Raw genomic sequence first — 22,163 nt, forward strand, 5'->3', positions numbered from 1 at the left:
ATCAGTCAGACCGTTAAACGGATAGCATTCAAATAGTCCCATTCTCCCTCGCACTTAAAATATTTTCGTTTAATATCGATGTAATGATATGCTCTGAATCCCATTCATGCCCAGATATCTCGATAAGGGGATAGCGATTCGGTAAAACGACCTGCTGGATTTCATGAACGGTCAGCCCTTGAGAATGCAAGCGTAAAATTTCCCCTTGGAGGTTTTCCAGATAATCCAGTTTTTTTCGAAACATCTCCTTCCCATCAGGAACATGCCCAGCATGACAGCAAAACACTTCCCCGAAGTCATATTGAAGCAATCTTTTTATGGAACCGATGATCACCGGGACGGACTCTTCCCGTAAGACAAGCTTTGTTTTTGGGGTTACGAAAAGGTCTCCTGAAAAAAGCACGCCATTATTGTGATTCAAATACACCATATGGTCCTTTGCATGACCTGGGGTAAAAATCGGCTCCCACGTTTGGGTACGGGAATGAATGGCCTTCCCTAGCGGCTCAGCTTTAAAGGCGTCTCTCTTTCCCCAGAAAATTTTGCGATATTCAGGATATTCAGCATCCTTTGCACAAACCTCAACCGACATCGGGTGAATGAAAAGAGGGACCTTTTTATGTTCCTTTATCCAGGCAGCGCCCCCCGTATGGTCTTCATGATAGTGAGTCAGGGCCACTGAGTCGAAGTCTGCGGATTCATAGAATGGAATAAGCTCTTCCAATAAAATCTGTGCGCCAGTATCTATCAATAGGCCATCCGTTAAAAAGACATACACACTCATCCCCCCCTTGTTCCCGCCAGGAGTCCCATGCACGCAAACCACATCATTTATCGTCTTGATCTCTATCATTCGGTTTCCTCCCCATCATTGTACAAAAATAGTTTTACCTTCCTTTTTTTAACTTTACTATAATAAATGTAGTACCACTTTACCTTTTTGACAAGGAAATATTGGAATAAATAGCCTCGATGAAAATGCTGGATTATTGCATAATAGCCCATTTTCCATGAATCGTTTTAACGGACCTTACCAGTTTTAATGACAAAAAAATAAAAGAAACGATTGACATTGCCGGATTTTACAAATAATATAGATTATATTATAAAACTTGAAATATTCTAAAATAATAATTTACTTATCGAGAGTGACGGAGGGATCAGGCCCTGTGATGTCCGGCAACCGCCCTTAGGGAACGGTGCCAATTCCTGCAGAATGATTGCATTCTGAAAGATAAGCCGAGATATGATTTCGCTGCCTCTTTCTGAATGATAGAGGCAGCTTTTTTAATGTTTAAGGGGGAAAGCTCATGATTGAAATCCGTTCAATCCGAAAGGAATACGTCTCGAAGAAAAACCGAGTTATCGGAGTGGATAACGTATCTTTGACCATTCAAACTGGTGAAATATATGGCATTGTCGGCTACAGCGGAGCTGGAAAAAGCTCATTACTCCGCTGCTTGAATTTGCTTGAACGTCCGACAGGTGGAAATATCATTATCGACGGCATTGATTTAACCTCTTTATCTAGCAAAGAGCTTCGTAAACAACGCCAAAAAATCGGAATGATATTCCAGCACTTTTCCCTGGTCAGTTCAAAAACCGTTTATGAAAATGTCGCTTTCGCCTTAAGAGCCGCGCATCGATCGAAGGACGCGACTAAGTTACGTGTATTGGAATTGTTGGAAATCGTAGGGCTCAGCGATAAGAAAGATGTCTATCCTGCACAGCTTAGCGGTGGACAGAAGCAACGGGTCGGCATAGCTCGAGCGTTAGCAAATGAACCCACTGTACTATTATGTGATGAAGCGACTTCAGCCCTTGATCCGACAACTACAAAAGCGATTTTACAGTTATTGAAAAAGATAAGCAGTGAGCTTGGTATCACCATCGTGTTGATTACACATGAAATGGAAGTGGTCAAAGAACTATGCCACCGAGTCGCCGTGATGCAGGATGGCCGGGTAATTGAAGAAGGACCCGTTTATGAAATATTTTCACAGCCCAAACAGGAATTAACGAAGCAATTCATTAGCAGTGTACTGGATTTCGAACTCCCTTCGCACTTGATTGATGAAAGTGAAGGGACGATTATTAAGATCCAATTCGAAGGGCAAACCGCCGGTGAGTCGATTCTTTCGGATACTCTCCAATCCCATGCAGTAAAGGGGAATATTTTACACGGTAAAATTGAGTATATCCAGGATGTTCCTTTAGGCATTTTAATCATCGAGTTAATTGGCGATGCCGTACAAATCCATTCGGCATTGGAGTATATAAAAAATCGTTCCAGTTCTGTGGAGGTGTTAAAACATGTCACTGCTTAATCCCATCGTCAATATTTTACCTGATCTTAATAAAGCCTTTCTTGAAACGATTTATATGGTCGGCGTTTCTCTTGCAGTAGCCCTGCTGATCGGTTTACCGCTTGGAGTATTGCTATTTACAACAACCAGGAATTTATTTTTTGAAAATGGCATCGTGAATCGATCTCTCGGTTTCGCAGTCAATATTGTCCGTTCAATCCCGTTCATCATTCTCTTGGTCGCCCTCCTTCCTTTAACGGACCTACTTACGGGATCGACGATAGGGCCAAGAGCAGCTTCTGTTTCCCTGTCCGTTTCCGCAATCCCTTTTTTTGCAAGGATTGTTGAAACGGCATTACGTGAAATAGACAGAGGAGTGATTGAAGCTGCAATTGCCGTAGGTGCCACTCCATGGATGATCATTAAGGATGTACTTCTTCCAGAGGCAAAACCGGGAATCATTCAAGGACTGACATTAACGACCATTTCGCTAATCGGTTATTCAGCAATGGCTGGGACAATCGGCGGTGGCGGAATTGGCGACCTGGCCATCCGGTACGGATATTACCGATATGACAACACAGTCATGATCACGACGATCGTCGTGCTGATCTGCCTTGTGCAACTCATTCAAATGGTTGGTGACAAAGTTTCATACATAGTTAACAAGCGATAGGTTCAATCATTTTTTTAAATGACTCAATACATTTCATTACTCAGGAGGAATATCAAATGAAGAAAATAGCTTCGTTATTATCAGTCTGTGCACTTGCACTCGGCTTGGCAGCTTGCGGGAGCGATAATGCATCCCCAAATACAGAAGACAAAAAAGAATTGAAGATCGGGGCGACTACCGGGCCGTACGCCGATATGGTTAAGGAGGCCATCAAACCAGGTCTGGAAGATCTCGGATACAAAATAGAGATCGTCGAATTCACCGACTATATCCAGCCGAATAAGTCGCTTGGCAACAACTCGATCGACGCCAACCTTTTCCAGCATAAAGTATACATGGATAACTTCGCTAAAGAAAATGATTTAAAGCTTTCCGACCTTATCATAGTTCCAACAGCGCCAATGGGCATATATTCTAATAAGTATAATTCATTGAAAGAAGTGAAAGACGGTACATCGCTTGCAGTGCCCAATGATCCGGTTAACCTGGCACGTGCACTAAAAGTGCTGGTGGATGAAGGGTTGATTGAAGTCGATCCAAATGTCGACCCTTTAAAAGTATCTGAAAAGGATGTAACGAAAAATCCAAAAAACATCCAGCTAAAACCATTGGAATCCGCTCAGCTGCCCCGCGCAACAGACAGCGTTGACCTATCGGCGGTCCCTGGCAACTTTGCTCTTGCAGCGAAAATGGACCTCAAGGATGCCCTAGTTTTAGAAAGCATGCCGGATATGTATCGAAACGTTGTTGCAGTGAATACAAAAGATGTAGACGCTCAATTTGCCAAGGATATTAAATCTGTAGTGGAATCCGACCAGTTTGAAAAAGTGATCGATGACAAATTTGCCGGATTCGGAAAACCAGACTGGATGAATTGATCAAATAATCAAGGCCTGCTTCCCCTTTACCGGGAACAGGCCTTTCATTAAGGAGAGCAAATATGAATACCTTACTGGAGGTCCGCAGCGGCCCCGCTTATTACGCCTGTAAAGCAAATGTCCTTGAAAACCTGGAAGTGAAACTGTGTAGAGGGAACATTCGTAAAGTGCTCGTTATTCATGGACAAAAATCCTGGGAAGTTACTGAACCCTTCTTTCCTTCCTTAGAAAATATTGAGACGATCTTTTTCACATACGGCGGGGAATGCAGTGACCCGGAAATTGACCGCGTCATGAAGGCAGCTCTTGAACATGGTGCTGATGCCTTAATTGGCATTGGCGGCGGTAAGTTGCTCGACCTCGCCAAATCGGCCGGAAACTCACTTCAAAAGGAGATCATCCTCATTCCAACCTTGGCTTCCACCTGCGCTGCCTGGACACCGTTGAGTGTCATTTATGATGATAATGGTTCATATGTCCGTTATGATATTCATGAAAAAAGCACTTGGATGTTATTGATCGAACCAGGAATTCTTCTTAATTCGCCGATTAACTATTTACGTGCTGGAATCGGCGATACATTGGCGAAATGGTACGAGGGCAATGCACTGGCCGAAAAGCTTGCCACCAAGTCCGTTTGTATTGAATTGGCCCATCTGGCCGCAAGGCAATGCCAGGAAGTTTTATTGACATATGGCGAGGAAGCCTTAGCTGATTTGGAAAAAGGGAAATGGACAGATGCGCTGCAGCGTGTAATTGAAACGAACATCATCACAAGTGGTCTTGTTGGTGGGTTTGGCAGCCAGTACTTGCGCGTTGCCGGTGCCCACTCCATTCATAATGGCATTACTTCCATCACCCAAGCGCATCATTTACTTCACGGGGAAAAAGTTGCATATGGCATTTTAGTCCAGCTTGTGCTAGAAGGGAAATTCTCGGAAATCAAACAATTGCTGCCCATCTACCGGGTGCTTAAATTGCCGATGACATTTCTTGATATTGGCCTGACTGTTGAACATAAGGCGGAACTTCAACAGATTGCAGCCCACTCTGTCAAAGAAGGTGAAGACATCCATCTTCTTTTCCCTGATATCAACAAGGAAAAAGTGGCAGCCGCCATGGAAAACCTTGAAATCCTTACAAACCATGCAAGCCCTTCCTAAAAAAGCGATGGGGTTTTGACCCCATCGCTTTTTTTGATTCCTCATTGTATAAAATCATCCTTTCCACCGAGCATACATAATGTGCCATTAATACTTCAGTATAATAAAAGAAGGTCTCAACCTATTGTCTGTTTCCATAATCCAAGAAGATCGCTTTCATGTTGTCTGTGCATGCCTGCTTTTCTATCGGCGGATTCCGGACGGCCCTTTTCCCAATTCCATATATCTTCGAGAGTTTCTGATAGGGGACGGAATGTTAGTCCATTATTGATTGCTTTATCATTGTCGACAGCCAAAAACCCATTCAAAGGCTCCTTACCTCCTGGTAAAGGGAATTCTTCCGGTATCCATAAAGGCATTTCTCCCCACGGCTCTACTTTATTGTCATTTAAAAATTTTTCAGAGACCCATGTAAAGGCAGCATTACTTCTTGTTACCTTTTTGCAGCCTTCAAGTATTTGCCCCATAGTCAGTGTGTATTCTGGCCCAACGGCATTATACGTACCTGTCACGCCTTTTTCCATCATTTGGATGATCCATTGAGCCAAGTCCCTTGCATCGATAATTTGGATTGGACGTCCAGGGCGTCCAGGCGCTAAAACTTCTCCCCCTTCCGCTATTCTTTTAAGCCAGTACGGCAATCGGTCAGTGTAATCATATGGACCTACTATTTGCCCGGCACGAATTGACAAGACTTTCCCCGGCAGTTCTTTTTCAGCTGCTTTTTCGCTTAATGATTTTAACGGTCCATAATATTCACCGTATATCGGTCCAGCCGTTCCGCGGGTTATTTCTTCTGCTTTATCATCATTTAGTGCATGAACCTCTCCATTTTCATCAATACCTGGTTCGGTTGGATCACTATAAACCGAGATGCTTGAAATATATGTATAATGTTTAACTTGATTAAGCAACCGGCAAGATTTCGATACAGTTCGAGGGATAAAGCCTGATGTATCAATTACTGCATCCCACTGTCTTCCTTTCAGCATTTCAAGATCTCCGTCGCGGTCCCCTTTTAACTGTTCTATTTCGGGGAAAACATATGGGTCGTTTCCACGATTAAAAAGTGTGACATCATGCCCCTTCTCTATTGCAGATTTTGCTATATATCGGCCTAAAAACCGTGTACCACCCAATATTAAAATGTTCATGGATCTCCTCCTCTTAAACGATATTCCATAAAGCATACGCAATACCCTCTCCTAAAATTAATAATACTTGCACCTTTTCTTTAGTTTTCCCTTCTCGGAAAAACTAAAGATATCCTAATCTTTTGAACTTTATTCTTTTTCGCTATAATGATATGGAAAGGGAGAAAGAAGGTGGAACCGATGCTTGAAAATCTTAAACAAAAATTCCCGAACGCTCTTACCAATAAAAAGGATACTGATGATATTTCAAATTATGTTTGGTTCGAAGACTTCAGAAGTATACTTGGTATTCCCCGTTCAGAAATCACAGCAGAAGAAATCCGTTTATTGGAACTGCTTTTTGTTCCTTCCATAAACCCAAATAACCTCAATGCACATCCAGGCTCATCATGGAAAAATTTTTTATCCGAACCGAATGCACCATTGCCTTTAACGAGCTGGGAGAATGTTCGATTCCTTCATTTCAAGTTGACTCATGCTGATTTTTCCAACTCCGATTTTGAAGGGGCCTTCCTCGCTTTCGTTCAATCTGACGCAGCTATTATTTGGGAAAATGAAATGGCAGGCGTCTTAATTGAACCGGACAAGGATGAACCATTATCAAATAAAGAACTGATCGCCATTACTTCCACACTTGAAAGTGACTTTTATGTAAAGACCCGTATGTTCACCGGGCGATTTCACCCTGTAGATCAAGACCTTCGCCATCACTGGACTCAAGAGAAAAAGTGTTTTGAAGTGGCACAGGTGCATCTGCCGGATATAAAAGTGACTGATTTGGCAGACATCATCCCATACTCATTAATAAATGATCCATCCTTTAAGAATGCAAATTGGTTTATCAATGAAATTCTTGGCAAGACCAAGCAGGATACTGAGCTTATCAAAACGGTTAAAACGTATATCGAATGTAACTCCAATGCCACATATGCCGCCAAACAGCTTTATATACATCGGAACAGCTTACAATACCGAATCGATAAATTCTCTGAAAAAACTGGTCTCGATATTAGAAACTTCCGTCATGCCCTTACTGCATACTTGATACTTTTACTGAATGATTGATTTCCAATGTAAACACTTTTTTGTGCAATATGCCCATACTTTTTTCAAAACCTATAGCTTAGACTATAGCTAATTGGTACAAGTAATCTAAGAGTTTAAAAGGGGGATTTTTCATGGCAGAGTTAGTGTTGGATCATATATTCAAGATTTATGATAAAAAGGTGACGGCTGTTAAAGACTTCAACCTTCGTGTTGCCGATAAGGAATTCATCGTTTTTGTGGGACCTTCAGGTTGCGGTAAATCAACGACATTAAGGATGATTGCCGGACTGGAAGACATTTCCCAAGGGGATTTATACATAGACGGCAAGCGAGTCAATGATGTCCCCCCTAAAGATCGCGATATTGCGATGGTTTTCCAGAACTATGCCTTATATCCTCATATGTCTGTATTTGACAATATGGCATTCGGATTAAAGCTCAGGAAAACGCCAAAAGCTGAAATCAAGCAAAGAGTCAATGAAGCGGCAAGGATTCTCGGACTTGAAGAGCTGCTAAACAGGAAACCTAAAGCGCTTTCAGGTGGTCAGCGCCAGCGTGTTGCACTTGGCCGCGCAATTGTAAGGGACGCAAAAGTTTTCTTGATGGATGAGCCATTATCCAATCTCGACGCAAAGCTGCGGGTTCAAATGCGTGCGGAAATAGCTAAACTGCATAAACGGCTCGACACCACAACGATATATGTCACACATGACCAAACAGAGGCAATGACCATGGCGACACGTCTTGTTGTAATGAAAGATGGTATCATCCAACAGGTCGGTGCTCCAAAGGATGTTTATGAGAAACCAATAAACGTGTTCGTCGGCGGCTTTATCGGATCTCCTGCCATGAACTTCTTTACCGGGACTTTAAAAGAAGGCACAATCAAAATAGGCGAACAAACGCTTGAAATACCTGAATTTAAGATGAAAATGCTACGTGATCAAGGATATGTCGGAAAAGAAGTAATCCTTGGCATCCGTCCGGAAGATTTCCATAATGAAGGAGCTTATTTCACGGAGTCCCCTAACACTACATTCACGACCCAAATTGATGTAGCCGAACTCATGGGCGCGGAGATCATGCTCTACTCCACATTAGAGGGGCAGGACTTCGTTGCAAGGGTCGATGCCAATAACATTATCCAGGCAGGCGAAAAGATCGAACTTGCCCTCGACATGAATAAAGCGCACTTTTTTGATAAAGGGACCGAACATCGCATTTTGGTTGAAGAAGATGAACTGATGCAGGAAAGCATGAAGTTATCTGCAAATTAAAAATGAAAAGACCCATTCATTATGGGTCTTTTAACGTTTATTCAAATAAAGGGAGATTCATTCCTGGACCAATACCACTTCATCATGTCCGCATTCAGGGCATTTCATGAGATGGGGGCATTGCCCTTTTTGAAGGGATTGAGGGTATCCGTCGTTTTCTTTAAGTATGTCGATATCCATATAAGCACTGTAATCATCAGCATAATCCATGAATTTCCCTTTATCCTCAAGTTCACTGCCGCATTCCGGGCAATCCACATGAATTTTTCTTAGGCCGTTGCAAAGCGGGCATATAGACATTGTTTTTCCTCCTGTTCCCGATACTTATGATTTCAGTATTTGTCGATTCCATTATTTTAACACATGGAATCACCCTCCCTAATGCTAGAGGGAGGGTACTTCCATCCAATTATTTATTAACCATGTTAGCAGGATCGACCCATGCTTTGAATTCATCTTCCGTCAGGAACCCCAGTTTCAACGCCGCTTCTTTTAACGTGGAGTTGTCCTTGAAGGCAGTTTTGGCGATCTTGGCTGCTTTTTCATAACCGATATGCGGGTTCAATGCTGTTACCAGCATAAGGGAACGCTCTACATTTTCTTTGATCTTATCTTCATTTGCAGTGATGCCAACCGCACAATTATCGTTGAAGGAATGAATGCCTTCCGTCAATAATTTGACCGTTTGCAGGAAGTTATAGATGATGACTGGTTTGAATACATTCAATTCAAAGTTACCTTGGCTTGCTGCAAAGCCAATTGTAGCATCGTTACCCACGATTTGTGTCGCAATCATGGTAAGCGCTTCACTTTGGGTCGGATTGACTTTACCTGGCATGATGGAGCTGCCCGGCTCGTTTTCCGGAATGGCTATTTCTCCGATTCCGCTTCTAGGTCCACTTGCCAGCCATCTGACATCGTTTGCAATTTTCATTAAATCCGCCGCCAATGCTTTCAAAGCACCGTGTGCATAGACGATTTCGTTATGGCTAGTCAATGCATGGAACTTATTATCAGATGTGACAAAAGGATATCCTGTATCCGCTGCAATTTGTTTGGCGGAAAGTCCCGGGAATTCTTTCTTTGTATTGATTCCGGTTCCTACAGCCGTTCCGCCTAGAGCAAGGTTCAATAGTTTTTGGCTGCTTTCCTCAATCATCGCCAAATCTTTATCGAGCATCGCTTTCCAACCGGAAATTTCTTGTCCTAATGTTAATGGTGTAGCATCTTGAAGATGTGTCCGGCCGATTTTCACGACATCCCAAAATTCTTTTTCTTTTGTATCGAATGTATCACGAAGTGCTTTGATGGCAGGAACCAATTTTTCAGCGACTTCCATAAAGGCTGCAATATGCATGGCGGTCGGGAAAGTATCATTTGAGCTTTGTGCCTTGTTAACATCATCATTCGGATGAAGGATTTCCGATTCACCATTTTCTTTTAACCATTCATTCCCTTTGTTAGCGACCACTTCATTCACGTTCATATTACTTTGCGTACCGCTTCCCGTTTGCCACACTACAAGCGGGAAATGTTCATCAAGCGTACCTTCAAGGATTTCGCCGCAAATCTTGACGATGGCGTTCTTTTTAACTTCGGAAAGGTCACCAAGATCATAGTTCACCTTTGCAGCAGCTTGTTTAACGTATGCAAATGCACGAACCAATTCAATCGGCATTTTTTCGTTACCGATTTTAAAATTGTTACGGCTTCTCTCAGTTTGTGCTCCCCAATATTTATCAGCAGGAACTTTCACTTCACCCATCGTATCTCGTTCGATTCTGTATTCCATGTATTCTCCTCCTAAGTTTGCACTATTCATTGAAGAATTTTTGCATATGAAATGAATAATGTCGGATTATTCTTTCTCTCCATACATTGTACAAACTTTATTATTTTAAAGCAAAAATATCCCGCTGACCCTTTCCATATTTCTGGAAAATCCTAGGCCGTTCATATTTAGATGAAAATTTGGATATTCTTTTTTGACACATAAAGTGTAGGCACCTCTAGGCTTCAATTGACCTGGCCATGAACACAAACACATCATCACCCCCAAAATGTCCTTGACAGCGTTTTGTATATATAGTAAATTCAAAAGAAATTGAATAATCTAAACTCTTATCGAGAGAGGTAGAGGGAATGGCCCGATGACACCTCAGCAACCTTCATTTGTTTCAAACCAATGAAAAGGTGCTAATTCCACAAGTTTATGAACTTGGAAGATAAGAAGAATGACTCGTCCCTACTTAATCAAAGTCTTCTTCTTAAAGAAGACTTTTTTTTATTTTATTTAACTCAAAGGAGCAGTGAAAACCATGTATAAACCTGAAACATATCTTGCTCAATTAGGAAATCGCAGTGAAACGGCGACAGGAACAGTCAATCCGCCGGTATACTTTTCAACAGCTTTTCGCCACGAAGGAATCGGTCAATCGACGGGATTCGACTACACAAGGACAGGTAACCCTACCCGCCAGCTATTGGAGCGATCCATCGCCGATCTGGAAAAAGGAGACCAAGGCTATGCCTGCAGTTCAGGAATGGCCGCCATCTCCACTATACTCGCCCTTTTTAAATCCGGGGATGCGTGGATTGTCAGTGAAGATCTTTATGGCGGTACATATCGGCTGTTAGAACAAGGTTTTAAAAAATGGGGATTGCAGTGTGACTATGTAAACACTTGTTGTTTGGAGGATATCGAAAAAGCCATCACTCCTCACACGAAAGCCATCTTCATCGAAACTCCCACTAACCCTCTTATGCAGCAAACGGATATTAGCGCCGTTGCCGCATTGGCTAAACGATATAATTTATTGCTAATCGTTGATAACACTTTTTACACGCCTCTTATTCAACAACCCATCTTGCTTGGAGCTGATATTGTGATCCACAGTGCAACCAAGTATCTCGGTGGTCATAATGATGTGCTCGCCGGACTGATCGTTGCTAGCGGCGCTGAATTATGTGATGCACTTGCCTTCCATCATAATGGCACTGGAGCTGTCTTGAGCCCATTTGATTCTTGGCTGTTGATGCGCGGAATGAAAACCCTGGCATTGCGGATGGAGCGTCATGAAAAGAATGCCAAGATACTTGTAGATTACTTATCGGAGCATGATTGTGTTACGGACGTATTGTATCCAGGCCGGGGCGGCATGATTTCTTTCCGCATCATTGATGAAGCGGCGGTCAACCCATTTTTACAATCGCTCTCATTAATTTCCTTTGCAGAAAGCCTGGGAGGAGTTGAAAGCTTCATCACCTATCCTGCCACACAAACACATGCCGATATACCGCTTGAAGTCAGAACGGCAAACGGGGTTTGTAACCGACTGCTCCGCTTCTCCGTTGGCATCGAGGATAGCGACGATTTGATTGGTGACTTGCAGCAAGCATTCGCACATGTAAAAAGGGAGGCACTACGATGACAGATCAAAATTTTAGCTTTGAAACGAAATTACTTCATAATCAACATAAATTCGATCCGGCAACGGGCGGTGTGAGCGTCCCCATCCAGCATGCATCGACTTTCCATCAATCCGATATCGATCAATTCGGCAAATATGACTACAGCAGAAGCGGGAACCCAACCCGCGAGGCACTTGAAGACATCATTGCCGAACTTGAGGAAGGCACTCACGGCTTTGCCTTTTCATCAGGTATGGCTGCCATTTCAACAGCCTTCCTGCTATTGTCTGCCGGGGATCATATCGTCATTTCCGAAGATGTGTATGGCGGAACGTTCAGGATGGTCACAAGCGTATTGAACCGTTTCAATATTGAGCATACCTTCGTTGACATGACAGACCTTGAAAGTGTCAAAGCGGCGGTTCAGCCAAATACCAGGGCCATATACATTGAAACGCCTTCAAATCCTTTACTTAAAGTGACCGATATTCAAGCTGTATGTGATATCGCAAAAAAAGCCGGTGCCTTAAGTTTTGTTGATAATACATTCTTGACGCCCGCATTGCAAAAACCGCTGAATCTGGGCGCTGATGTTGTCCTTCATAGCGCGACGAAGTTTTTATCCGGACATAGTGATGTGGTAGCTGGGCTTGCGGTCGTGAAAGATCCGGAATTGGCGGCAAGACTCGGTTCGCTTCAAAACTCCTTTGGAGCGGTCCTTGGTGTCCAGGATGCCTGGCTCGTAATGAGAGGCTTGAAAACCTTGTCAGTTAGAATGGAACATTCACAAAAAGGGGCAGAAAAGATTGCAGCCTACTTAAAGGAGCAGCCCTTGGTGAAAAAAGTGTATTATCCCGGCCTAGCCGATCATCCACAGCACGCCATCCAGAAAGGCCAGTCACTCGGAGCAGGGGCGGTCCTATCATTTGAATTGGAAAGTGAGGAAATCTTCCGTTCCTTCGTGAACACTGTCGAGCTCCCTGTTTTTGCCGTAAGCCTGGGAGCGGTAGAATCCATATTATCCTACCCGGCCAAAATGTCCCATGCGGCCATGCCTGCTGATGAAAGGGAAAAGCGAGGCATCACGAATAGCTTGCTCCGCCTCTCTGTCGGACTGGAAAATCCGGACGATTTAATCAAGGACTTCGAAGCTGCCCTCGTCAATATTGCCAAAGGGGAAGCAATTGCTGCAAAATGATTAAAGTAGTGGGTGCCTCATATTTTATGGGCACCTTTTTTATTCCATCAATAAGAGAAGACCATCGATTTCCCGATGGCCTAACTCTCATTTCTTCATATTATATTTATCCAGGAAGCGATCCACCCGTCCGCCTTTTTCAGCAAACTTCTGCTTTCCTGTATAATAAGGGTGCGTATCCGAGCTGATTTCCACTTTTAATAAGGGATATGTTTGGCCGTCTTCCCAAACGATTGTTTCATTGGACGTCTTAGTGGAGCCTGTCAAAAATTTATACCCACTGTTGGTATCCATGAATACCACTTGTTGATAATCGGGATGAATTTCTTGTTTCACTATTATCACCTCATCGTCAGTATAGGTATATCTTAAACGTAATGATTACTATTATCAATCATTATGCTTGAAGGTACCAAAAGTCGGTACCTTCATTATAGTTTAATCTAGATGATCCACCCTTATTCCATTGTGTTCAGCCAGCCATGCCTTTATGCGGACCTGCCTGCAGTTCATACATTTGATAGTACTTCCCTTTCAGTTCCATTAATTCCTCATGTGTACCTTGCTCAGCAATCCGCCCTTTTTCCAGTACAAGAATTTGGTCGGCATTTTTTATCGTGGAAAGCCTATGTGCAATGATGAAGGTCGTTCTCCCTTTTTTCAGCACTTCCATACCCTCCTGGATAATTGCCTCGGTTTCGGTGTCGATGCTTGCTGTCGCTTCATCCAAGATCAATATGGCCGGATTGAATGCAAGGGCACGGGCAAAAGAGATTAGCTGACGCTGTCCGGAAGACAGCGTTCCGCCTTTTTCGATCACGGGCTCGTCAAGCCCTAAAGGAAGATGCTTCAGCACTTTGTCCCCCCCGACATCTCTTAATGCTTTTTCAACCATTTCCCTTGTAATGCCTTTATGATTGAGACTGATATTGGAGGCGATGGTGCCAGTAAATAAATAGGGGTCCTGAAGGACGATCCCCATATGCTCCCTAAGCGTCTGATGCGGGATATCCAATATATTTCTGCCATCGATTTTGATCTGTCCTTCACTGCTGTCATAAAAGCGGAATAATAAATTCATTATGGAGCTTTTTCCTGAACCGGTGTGGCCAACTAAAGCAACCGTTTCCCCCTGTTTAGCGGAGAAGGAAATGTCCCTTAACACATATTCTTTATCCTTATAACCAAAAGAAACATTTTCGAATTGTACGTTTCCTTTGTATCTGGATATGTTTTCATCGCTGACTGCCAATCCCTTTTCATCCAATAAGCTGAACGTCCTCTCCCCTGCAACAAGCGCCTGTTCAAGATTAGCGAACTGATTGACGATTCCGTGAAGCGGATGTAGCAGGCGGCTGATCAAATCAACAATTGCATACATCATCCCTAAGGAAATGGCCGAACCCGCTGTAAGGGAAATCCCGCCGAAATACCAGACGAATGCCATCAGCGCCAAAACCTTAATGACGCCAATCAAGTTTCCACCCGTCAACGAGTTCAAATGGAGCATTTTATTTTGATAGGAAAAATGCTCCCGGTTCAGATTTTCAAAAGATTGCTTCGTCTCCTTTTCACGTCCAAATGCCTGAATGATGCTCATACCAGAAATGGATTCATTGATCATTCCATTAATATCGCTGACCCGTTCCCGAATGATGTGATTATATTTCGAGGCGAATTTACGGTATACCATCGTCCAGATAACGATGATCGGAATAAGTATAAGGCCAATGGTACCGACACGTGGATCCAGAATAAACAAAGCAATTAGAACGCCGAAAATATTAATGGTACTCGAGAAGAAGTTGGCGAGCACGGTTACATATAATTCCCGGATCGCTTCCGTATCATTAGTGACCCTGGCTACAACTTTACCCGCTGGCATATTATCGAAATAACGTATCGGCAAACGGGAAATATGCCTAAATATATCATTTCGCATCTTCTGTATGATTCGGTTCGCCGCTTTCTGTAAATAAAAACTCTGGCCATATTGAAAAATGGAGGAAAGGATGACAAGGCTGAAATAAAAAGCCACAAGCTTAATGATCCGCGGGATTTCCGGTTGATAAAATCCCATCACTTCCTGACTCGTCAATTTCACTGCTTGCGCACGGTGCTCTTTCCCGTCTTTCTTGATGCTCAATGATTGGTTCTCCAAGGTTCTGCGCCCATCGATAGGGACAGCTTCATCTACGAAGACAAATTGATTGCCAACCTGCAGAACATGGACTTCCCTGCCTTTCTTCTCACCTTTTGCAAAGTAATCAGCACGTTTATACCAATTTCCATCATACTTAACTGCATCTTTTCCTTTACCTGCTTCATGCCAGGAAGATTCGATGCCAAGTATATGTGAATCGATGATTTTCTTGGCAACGAAAGGACCCGTTAAATCGGCCGCTACCGAAAGAGCAAGCATGATCAGGGCGCCAATGATCAATTTTTTATAAAGGGCAGCATAATTAAAAAGTTTCTTTACGACCTTCATGCCCTCACCTCCGTCCCTTCGTCAACCTGCTGTCGTTCATATTGCTCGCTATACCAGCCATCATTCAGCAGTAAATCCGCATGAGTCCCCTCTTCGATGATTTTCCCGCTGTCCAATACGATAATCCTGTCCGCGTGCTGAACGGCTGATAAGCGGTGGGTTGTGATGATGGTCGTTTTCCCTGCCCGTTCATTTTGGATATTATCGATGATCGTCGTTTCCGTTTTTGCATCGACAGCGGATAAGGAATCATCCAATATAAGGATTTCCGGATTTTTGATCAATGCTCTGGCAATCGAGATCCTCTGCTTTTGCCCACCGGACAGAGCGACACCCTTCTCACCGACGAGTGTCTCTAGACGATTTGGCAGCATCATTAAATCCTTCTCAAAATCCGCCAGCCGGATAGCTTCAGCCAGTTCATCTTCCGTTGCATCCATTTTACCGAATAAGATATTTTCCCTAACAGTCTTCGAGAATAAAAAATGGTCCTGTGGAACATATCCGATCCATTTACGGATATCTTCAAGGTGCAGTTGCTCCAGCGGCATGCCTGCAAAAGCGATTTCACCTGTACCTAAAGGATATTCCCGCAGCAATTGCTTCACGAATGTCGTTTTTCCACTACCTGTTTTCCCCACTATCCCCAATGTTTGACCGCGCTCAAGCTGAACGGAAATATCGGATAGATTCACAACCGTTGAGGAAGGGTATGTAAAATGCACTGAATTGAATTGGATATTCCCCGGGTTCGTAATACTCTCCAGTCCCATTGAATTCTTCACATCCGCTTCATACGAAAGGGTATCCTGAACACGATCTAGCGAAGCATTTCCCCTTTGCATGACATTGATCAGTTCACCCACCGCGATCATCGGCCAGATTAACATGCCTAGGTACACATTGAACGAAACAAGTCCGCCAAGCGTTATGGCCTGTTGAAACACAAGATAAGCCCCATAGCCCAACCCGATTAAATAGCTGATGCCGATGATAATGCTGATTGTCGGATCAAAGAGGGCGTCGATCCTTGCCACGGCTAGGTTTTTGCTATATACATCCTCGGTCATTTCCTCAAATCGCTTTTCATCTTCCCGTTCCTGGACATAGGCCCGGATAACACGGACACCGGAAATGGATTCCAGGACCTTGTCATTTAAAGTGCCAAAGGCTGCTTGTGCATCCGTAAAACGTTTGTAAATTTTCTTCACGTAAATTTGCATCAGCACTGCCATGATCGGAAGCGGGAGCACCGCCGCAATCGTCAACTGCCAGCTGATCGTGGCTCCCATCATGACCACTACCGTGATGGTGAACAGCACCGCGTCTACGAGGGTCAGTATCCCGAAACCAGCAGTGAGGGATATTGCCTTTAAATCATTGGTTGCCCTTGCCATTAAATCTCCTGTACGGTTTTTTTCATAAAAACTCGGCGTCATTTTCAGCAAATGGCCCATAAACCCTGACCTTAGTTTCCGTTCGACCAAGTTTCCGCCGCCGAATAACAGATAACTCCATAAGTAACCAAATAGATAACTGCCGATCAGTACCATGAGCAAATAAATAACGTATTTCATGACCCCTTCCTGTGTCATGCTGCCATTGTTCATATCATCGATGGCATTCCCGACAAGTTTTGGCGGGATAACCTCCAAGATATTCACTAGACATAGAAATAAAATCGCCAAGGTGTAACGCTGCCACTGTTCTTTAAAGAACCAGGACAGCTTTTTAAAAATTGCAAACATGAATTCCCCTCCCTTTTGTTCAAACCCTTCGCTCGCTAACCGCTTTCTGGATCTCCCGGCTGCAATAAGATTTCCAATGTCTTTTGTCTCATTTATAGTTCCTCCTATCCTGTATATGGAAAGGGTGCTAATGCACCTGGATCCAAAATGCCAAAAAGCCCCCGCCGATTAGCGGAAGCTTTTTTAGATGCGTAATAACACATATAAAAGCGCAGGCCGCGAAAATTCCACAACCTGCGCTTTAAAATCATGAATGGAAGCGAGGAATCCTATGTCTGGAAAGACAAGGTCTCAGGGCAGGCGGACGTATGATATTCAATTGTGACATCACTGTGCTTAACTGATTTAGTCATGACGTTCGCCTCCTTTTTCATTGATTAATGGTAATTTTTAACTTATTTTTAAAGATTACTACGTTTGCATATTTTTGTCAATTATGACTTTTCTAGATTATTGATGGATAATCCTTTATTCTAATAAGAATGACGCAACCTAAGGAGGTTCAGCATATGCAATGGAGAAAATATATACTCCTGGCGGTTCCCTTTTTATTATCAGCCATTTTCATCTTATTTGCCGTACCGGTCCAATATAGATTTTTATCCTTCACTCCTGTGTTTCTTTTCTGGATAATTTATTATATTTTATTGTACCGGGAAAAGAAGAAAAAAAGATGACATCACCTTGGGGGGTTGCAAATGCAACGCCCCTTTCTTGATGGCTATGCATATAATGATCGAAAAACATTCGTGGTGAAATGTATGATTTCCCAATATTTGCAAAAGCTGTTGGGTAAACACCCTGCCAAAACAAAACCGATCATCGATGCTGAAAGATATGACACGCTAAAATCCCGTTTACAAAAAGAGCTCTTTCAGCCTGTTGATGAGTCAAAAGCTTTTTTCCCCGAGGAAGCCGCCCTGATAAAAAGCATTCGAACCGAAACGGCTGCCTTGAACCGGAACAATATCACAAGAACACAAGCCTATCTTGCCTTTTACAATCGCAATCCGGAGGTTCACTGGGCCTTTTTAGCACATATGGTTTCGAGGAATGGAGGATACCATATGACTGACTTGAAAAGTTCAAACATGACCCATCTCCTTGACAGAGCGGAACGGCAGAAATTTTTCCTTTTCCTTGAGCGTGCAAATTCAGCCATATTTGCAGATGCCTTCCCCCAGCTTCTTTTATATGAACATTCTAAACAAAAAGAACTTCCGCTAAGAAGGTATTTACCAGTATTCCGCATTTCAAGATTCATGACCCCGATTTGGGAATCTTTCATCGAAGAGCCCCATTCACCCATTTTGACAACGGCCCTTATCATCAATGAACAAAGAATGCTTCAGGAAAGGATATTAAAACGCACCCGTCATGGTGAAATCCTCCGCAGGCTTGATTTTCAGCTTCAGGAATACTTAGGCTTCATGAAGGTGATCTTTCCTTATGCAAACAAGCAAAAAGGACTTCATTCCTTGACAGGACTTACCGTCGAACGCTTTGCCGACCCGAAACAGCGCATTGAAACGGGGAAATTATTATATGGGCTTCTTTTTCAGCATCCGGTGGTTTTTCGCGGAGTTGGCCATTTTACAAAAGAGATTCCCCACACGGGTTCCAGAGAGGATTATTGGGCAAGCATATATACCTCTGATGGATCCACGTCAAAAGATGATAAAATCTACAGCCCCACTCTTCATGATGCATGGAAGGATCAACTATTCTTTCCTCCCCATTCCTTTGATTGGTTCACGAATGAAAGCTTCATGGAAGATTTACGAAGTTTACCGGTCATTAAAAAGGAGGACCTGACCAACGAGGTGCTCGAAAATGTCAAGCAGCTCAAAACCCTTAACGAAATGAAAGCCATTTTCTAGCATGATGCCTCTTACTTTGAATATCCCATCCCCCATTTGGCAAGAATGGTTAGCAAAAAAGAATGGGTGAATCAAATGAGAGGCATTGTACTATTGAATCCAAATTACAAAATTGGGGATTTACATACGGATGAAAGCTTTGCAATCCAAAAGATCGTGACGGACAGGTATATGGAAGAGAATAATATTTCCCCGGTCATACTCAATCCGTATCAAATCCACCCTTATTACACCATCCCGCATGAGCTTCTATCCAATTTACAAAGTAAAAAAACGGGGCAAATCGATTCCCTTGTGCTTCATTCCCTGGAAACGATCGAACGCTTCAACTATATTTACCCTGAAAAGTGGCTTGAGCTAAGCGGATATTTCAAAGAGGTTATCACTGTCACGACTCAAACTCCTCCCGTTAGGGCTTATAAATCAAATTGATGCTTATCATGGTACTTTAGTCATTGCGAATGGATACTAAGGTTTAAAGACATTTTTCATTCATTTACAAAATTTCCTTCAAAGCGCTTTGGCCACAAGAGCGACTCATATATGCTTTTCTCCTCATGATTGTCGCTTTGCCGCTTCGCCCTCTCTCTATCTATTAAAACCCCCATTGACCTTATATGTATATCAATTTTCCCAATTATAAGATTACTAGGAATTATATAGCTTCAAAACATTCTTTTGGAAATATAGATAAATTTACGGATAAAGCATAGAAAAATAAGTTAATTTTATATATCATTGGAGATAGGAATTTTCTTATTTTTTACTTTTACTAGAAAGGAATGTTAATGATGGCCAAAGAAAAAAAGAAAAAAACCCCAATTCCTTTCCGACTGAACTTTATGTTCTTTTTAATATTCATTTTATTTTCAAGCTTAATAATCCGGCTTGGCATCGTCCAAATCGTGTATGGGGACGATTACCTCCGCGAAGTCGACAGAACGGAAAACGATGTGGCCAATACCCCCGTTCCCCGTGGTAAGATGTATGACCGGAACTTGAATCCGGTCGTTGATAATGAGCCGCGTAATGCCATCACCTATACGAAATACCCGAATACGAAAACGGCAGATATGGTGAAGACGGCAGAGGTCCTTGCCACCTTGATAGAAAAAGATACCAAAAAGGTAACCCTGCCGGATAAAAAGGATTTTTGGATTTTAAAACATCCGAAAGAAGCCGAAGCCTTGATCACCAAGGCCGAGAAGAAGAAAGTCATCGAAAAGAAACTGGAGCAAAAAGATTTATACAAACTTCAAATGGAGCGGGTAACCGATGAGAATATCAAGGAATTCTCCAAAGATGAATTGGAAGTGATCGCCATCTTCCGGGAATTCAATAGCGGCTATGCCCTCGCACCTTCGATCGTGAAGAATAAAGATGTCACCACTAAGGAATTCGCCAGGGTCAGCGAACATTTGGATGAAATGCCAGGTGTGGATGTAACGACGGATTGGGAAAGGACCTATAAGTATGACGAGACCCTCCGCTCGGTTCTTGGCAAGGTCTCTTCTTCCGAAGAAGGCATTCCCAGTGAAAATATCGACTATTACCTGGCACGCGACTATACCAGGAATGACCGGGTCGGAAAAAGTTATATTGAAAAACAATATGAAGATGTCCTGCGCGGTCAAAAGACGCGGATTGAAAATGTGCTGAGCAAAGGGGAAGTCATCAAAACGAATACCCTCACTGAAGGGCAAAGCGGAAAGGACTTGGTCCTTACAATTGATATGGAGCTGCAACAGCAGGTTGAAAAAATCCTCGAGAACGAATTGCGCAAAACCAAGGCTAAGGGAAATACCTACTTATTGGATCGTGCCTTCGTCGTTTTAATGGACCCGAATACAGGCGAGGTGCTCACGATGGCAGGCAGGCAATACGGCCGCAACAGTAAAACCGGATTGACCGAAATGAACGATTTTGCCCTTGGAAACATTACGACCTCGTATACGATGGGATCATCTGTTAAAGGAGCCACTATCTATACAGGCTTTCAGACAGGAGCCATCGCACCAGGGTCAGCTTTCTTTGACAGAAAACTCCTTTTAGCAGGGGCTAATCCCAAAGGATCTTATAGTGATTTGGGTTATGTAACCGATGTCTCTGCGTTAAAGAAATCGTCGAATGTCTATATGTTCATGACGGCAATCAAAATTGCCGGCGGTCATTATATCCCTCACCGGCCGTTAGGAATCAACCGTGAAGCTTATTCCATCATGCGGAATCATTATGCCCAATTCGGATTGGGTGTCCGTACAGGCATCGACCTGCCAAATGAATCCGTCGGGTTTAAAGGAGTCGATATGTCAACAGACGGATTGCTGCTGGATTTATCGATCGGGCAGTATGATACATATACCCCCATGCAATTGGCACAGTATGTTTCAACGATTGCAAATGGCGGAAAAAGGCTTGAGCCCCATATGGTCAGGGAAATCAGGAATCCATCCAACGAACACAATGAATTGGGCAGCGTCTTTAAAACAATGAGTCCCAAAGTGTTAAACGATTTAGGCGGGAAAGACGTTTGGCTGCAGCGTGTCCAGGAAGGATTCAGGCAGGTTGCCCAGGAGCCAGGCGGGACGGCATATAAATATTTCGGCGGGAAGTCTTACCGTGCGGCAGCAAAAACGGGTACTGCCGAAGCCTTTTACGACGGACCGCGGAGGAATCAATATAGCGCGCCAGTTCCGACTATCAATTTGACGCTTGTAGGTTATGCACCTCACAATAATCCGGAAGTGGCATTTTCTGTCGTCGTTCCATGGGTTTATCAAGGTCAGCCCTCTGATGATATTAACAAACGGATCGGGCGGGACGTAATGGACGCCTACTTTAAATTGAAGGAAAAAAGAGCAAAAGGTGAATCTGATGCAGGTAAAGCAGTAGAAAGCACTCAATGATGATTACAAAAAGGCCTGCTCGTAATCG

At 43.2% G+C, this 22,163-nt stretch carries 19 protein-coding genes and 2 riboswitches; of the genes, 12 read left to right on the forward strand and 7 right to left on the reverse strand.

Annotated features, from left to right (window positions below):
* Positions 1-28 precede the first annotated feature (28 nt).
* The gene (locus ACFX4H_RS09810) at positions 29-853 is read right to left on the reverse strand and encodes an MBL fold metallo-hydrolase (RefSeq protein WP_323602078.1); all 825 of its coding nucleotides are present in this window, start codon (positions 851-853) and stop codon (positions 29-31) included.
* Positions 854-1,136: 283 nt separating this feature from the next.
* Positions 1,137-1,241, forward strand: a riboswitch (SAM riboswitch).
* Positions 1,242-1,310: 69 nt separating this feature from the next.
* Here ACFX4H_RS09810 and ACFX4H_RS09815 point away from each other — a divergent pair.
* The 4 genes from ACFX4H_RS09815 (at position 1,311) to ACFX4H_RS09830 (ending at position 5,023) form a co-directional block, all read left to right on the forward strand.
* On the forward strand, positions 1,311-2,327 hold the full coding sequence (locus ACFX4H_RS09815) for a methionine ABC transporter ATP-binding protein (protein ID WP_048687407.1): 1,017 nt from the start codon (positions 1,311-1,313) through the stop codon (positions 2,325-2,327).
* Positions 2,314-2,982, forward strand: coding sequence for a methionine ABC transporter permease (locus ACFX4H_RS09820; RefSeq protein WP_048687408.1), 669 nt, complete (start codon positions 2,314-2,316; stop codon positions 2,980-2,982). Before ACFX4H_RS09815 ends, ACFX4H_RS09820 begins: the two co-directional genes overlap by 14 nt.
* A 56-nt stretch (positions 2,983-3,038) precedes the next feature.
* Positions 3,039-3,860: a MetQ/NlpA family ABC transporter substrate-binding protein gene (locus tag ACFX4H_RS09825; RefSeq protein ID WP_241636825.1), complete on the forward strand. Its 822-nt coding sequence runs from the start codon at positions 3,039-3,041 to the stop codon at positions 3,858-3,860.
* Positions 3,861-3,922: 62 nt separating this feature from the next.
* Positions 3,923-5,023, forward strand: a complete 1,101-nt coding sequence (locus tag ACFX4H_RS09830) for an iron-containing alcohol dehydrogenase family protein (protein WP_377435082.1) — start codon at positions 3,923-3,925, stop codon at positions 5,021-5,023.
* Between the two features lie 116 nt (positions 5,024-5,139).
* Here ACFX4H_RS09830 and ACFX4H_RS09835 read toward each other — a convergent pair whose 3' ends face one another.
* Positions 5,140-6,177 (reverse strand): NAD-dependent epimerase/dehydratase family protein, encoded by a 1,038-nt coding sequence (locus tag ACFX4H_RS09835; RefSeq protein ID WP_377435084.1) that lies wholly within the window; start codon positions 6,175-6,177, stop codon positions 5,140-5,142.
* Between the two features lie 180 nt (positions 6,178-6,357).
* On the opposite strand from ACFX4H_RS09835, the gene ACFX4H_RS09840 reads away from it, so the two are divergent.
* Entirely contained in the window at positions 6,358-7,242 is an 885-nt protein-coding gene (locus ACFX4H_RS09840; RefSeq protein WP_377435086.1) for a PucR family transcriptional regulator, read from the forward strand.
* A gap of 113 nt (positions 7,243-7,355) precedes the next feature.
* Complete coding sequence (locus ACFX4H_RS09845) at positions 7,356-8,501, forward strand: ABC transporter ATP-binding protein (RefSeq protein ID WP_052137502.1); 1,146 nt, start codon at positions 7,356-7,358, stop codon at positions 8,499-8,501.
* Positions 8,502-8,558: 57 nt separating this feature from the next.
* Here ACFX4H_RS09845 and ACFX4H_RS09850 read toward each other — a convergent pair whose 3' ends face one another.
* Both ACFX4H_RS09850 and fumC read right to left on the reverse strand, forming a co-directional pair.
* Positions 8,559-8,801 carry a hypothetical protein gene (locus ACFX4H_RS09850; RefSeq protein ID WP_034314767.1) on the reverse strand — a complete coding sequence of 81 codons (243 nt, stop codon included), beginning with the start codon at positions 8,799-8,801 and terminating at the stop codon, positions 8,559-8,561.
* 109 nt (positions 8,802-8,910) lie between these two features.
* Entirely contained in the window at positions 8,911-10,293 is a 1,383-nt protein-coding gene (fumC, locus tag ACFX4H_RS09855; protein WP_034314769.1) for a class II fumarate hydratase, read from the reverse strand.
* 326 nt (positions 10,294-10,619) lie between these two features.
* A riboswitch (SAM riboswitch) is annotated at positions 10,620-10,733 on the forward strand.
* 86 nt (positions 10,734-10,819) lie between these two features.
* Between fumC and ACFX4H_RS09860 the strand changes: the two genes are divergently transcribed.
* Entirely contained in the window at positions 10,820-11,932 is a 1,113-nt protein-coding gene (locus ACFX4H_RS09860) for a methionine biosynthesis PLP-dependent protein (protein ID WP_034314771.1), read from the forward strand.
* The gene (gene metC / locus ACFX4H_RS09865; protein ID WP_377435087.1) at positions 11,929-13,110 is read left to right on the forward strand and encodes a cystathionine beta-lyase; all 1,182 of its coding nucleotides are present in this window, start codon (positions 11,929-11,931) and stop codon (positions 13,108-13,110) included. The genes ACFX4H_RS09860 and metC overlap by 4 nt, the downstream gene beginning before the upstream one ends.
* Before the next feature lie 87 nt (positions 13,111-13,197).
* Here the strand turns inward: metC and ACFX4H_RS09870 are convergent, their stop codons facing one another.
* The 3 genes from ACFX4H_RS09870 to ACFX4H_RS09880 all read right to left on the reverse strand — a co-directional run bounded on the left by ACFX4H_RS09870 (position 13,198) and on the right by ACFX4H_RS09880 (position 17,349).
* Positions 13,198-13,446, reverse strand: a complete 249-nt coding sequence (locus ACFX4H_RS09870) for a type B 50S ribosomal protein L31 (protein WP_034314776.1) — start codon at positions 13,444-13,446, stop codon at positions 13,198-13,200.
* 136 nt (positions 13,447-13,582) lie between these two features.
* Entirely contained in the window at positions 13,583-15,601 is a 2,019-nt protein-coding gene (locus ACFX4H_RS09875; protein ID WP_377435088.1) for an ABC transporter ATP-binding protein, read from the reverse strand.
* On the reverse strand, positions 15,598-17,349 hold the full coding sequence (locus ACFX4H_RS09880; protein WP_377435090.1) for an ABC transporter ATP-binding protein: 1,752 nt from the start codon (positions 17,347-17,349) through the stop codon (positions 15,598-15,600). Before ACFX4H_RS09880 ends, ACFX4H_RS09875 begins: the two co-directional genes overlap by 4 nt.
* 509 nt (positions 17,350-17,858) lie before the next feature.
* On the opposite strand from ACFX4H_RS09880, the gene ACFX4H_RS09885 reads away from it, so the two are divergent.
* The 4 genes from ACFX4H_RS09885 (at position 17,859) to ACFX4H_RS09900 (ending at position 22,135) form a co-directional block, all read left to right on the forward strand.
* The gene (locus tag ACFX4H_RS09885; protein ID WP_328137088.1) at positions 17,859-18,026 is read left to right on the forward strand and encodes a hypothetical protein; all 168 of its coding nucleotides are present in this window, start codon (positions 17,859-17,861) and stop codon (positions 18,024-18,026) included.
* A 21-nt stretch (positions 18,027-18,047) separates the two neighbouring features.
* A complete protein-coding gene (locus tag ACFX4H_RS09890) occupies positions 18,048-19,229 on the forward strand; it encodes a DUF2515 family protein (RefSeq protein WP_377435091.1) in 1,182 nt (393 codons plus the stop codon).
* A gap of 75 nt (positions 19,230-19,304) precedes the next feature.
* Complete coding sequence (locus ACFX4H_RS09895) at positions 19,305-19,661, forward strand: hypothetical protein (RefSeq protein WP_377435092.1); 357 nt, start codon at positions 19,305-19,307, stop codon at positions 19,659-19,661.
* A 359-nt stretch (positions 19,662-20,020) separates the two neighbouring features.
* Entirely contained in the window at positions 20,021-22,135 is a 2,115-nt protein-coding gene (locus tag ACFX4H_RS09900) for a peptidoglycan D,D-transpeptidase FtsI family protein (protein WP_377435298.1), read from the forward strand.
* The last annotated feature ends 28 nt before the right edge of the window (positions 22,136-22,163 follow it).

The sequence above is a fragment of the Peribacillus sp. YIM B13477 genome (assembly GCF_042787955.1).
In the GTDB taxonomy this organism is placed as follows: domain Bacteria; phylum Bacillota; class Bacilli; order Bacillales; family DSM-1321; genus Peribacillus; species Peribacillus frigoritolerans.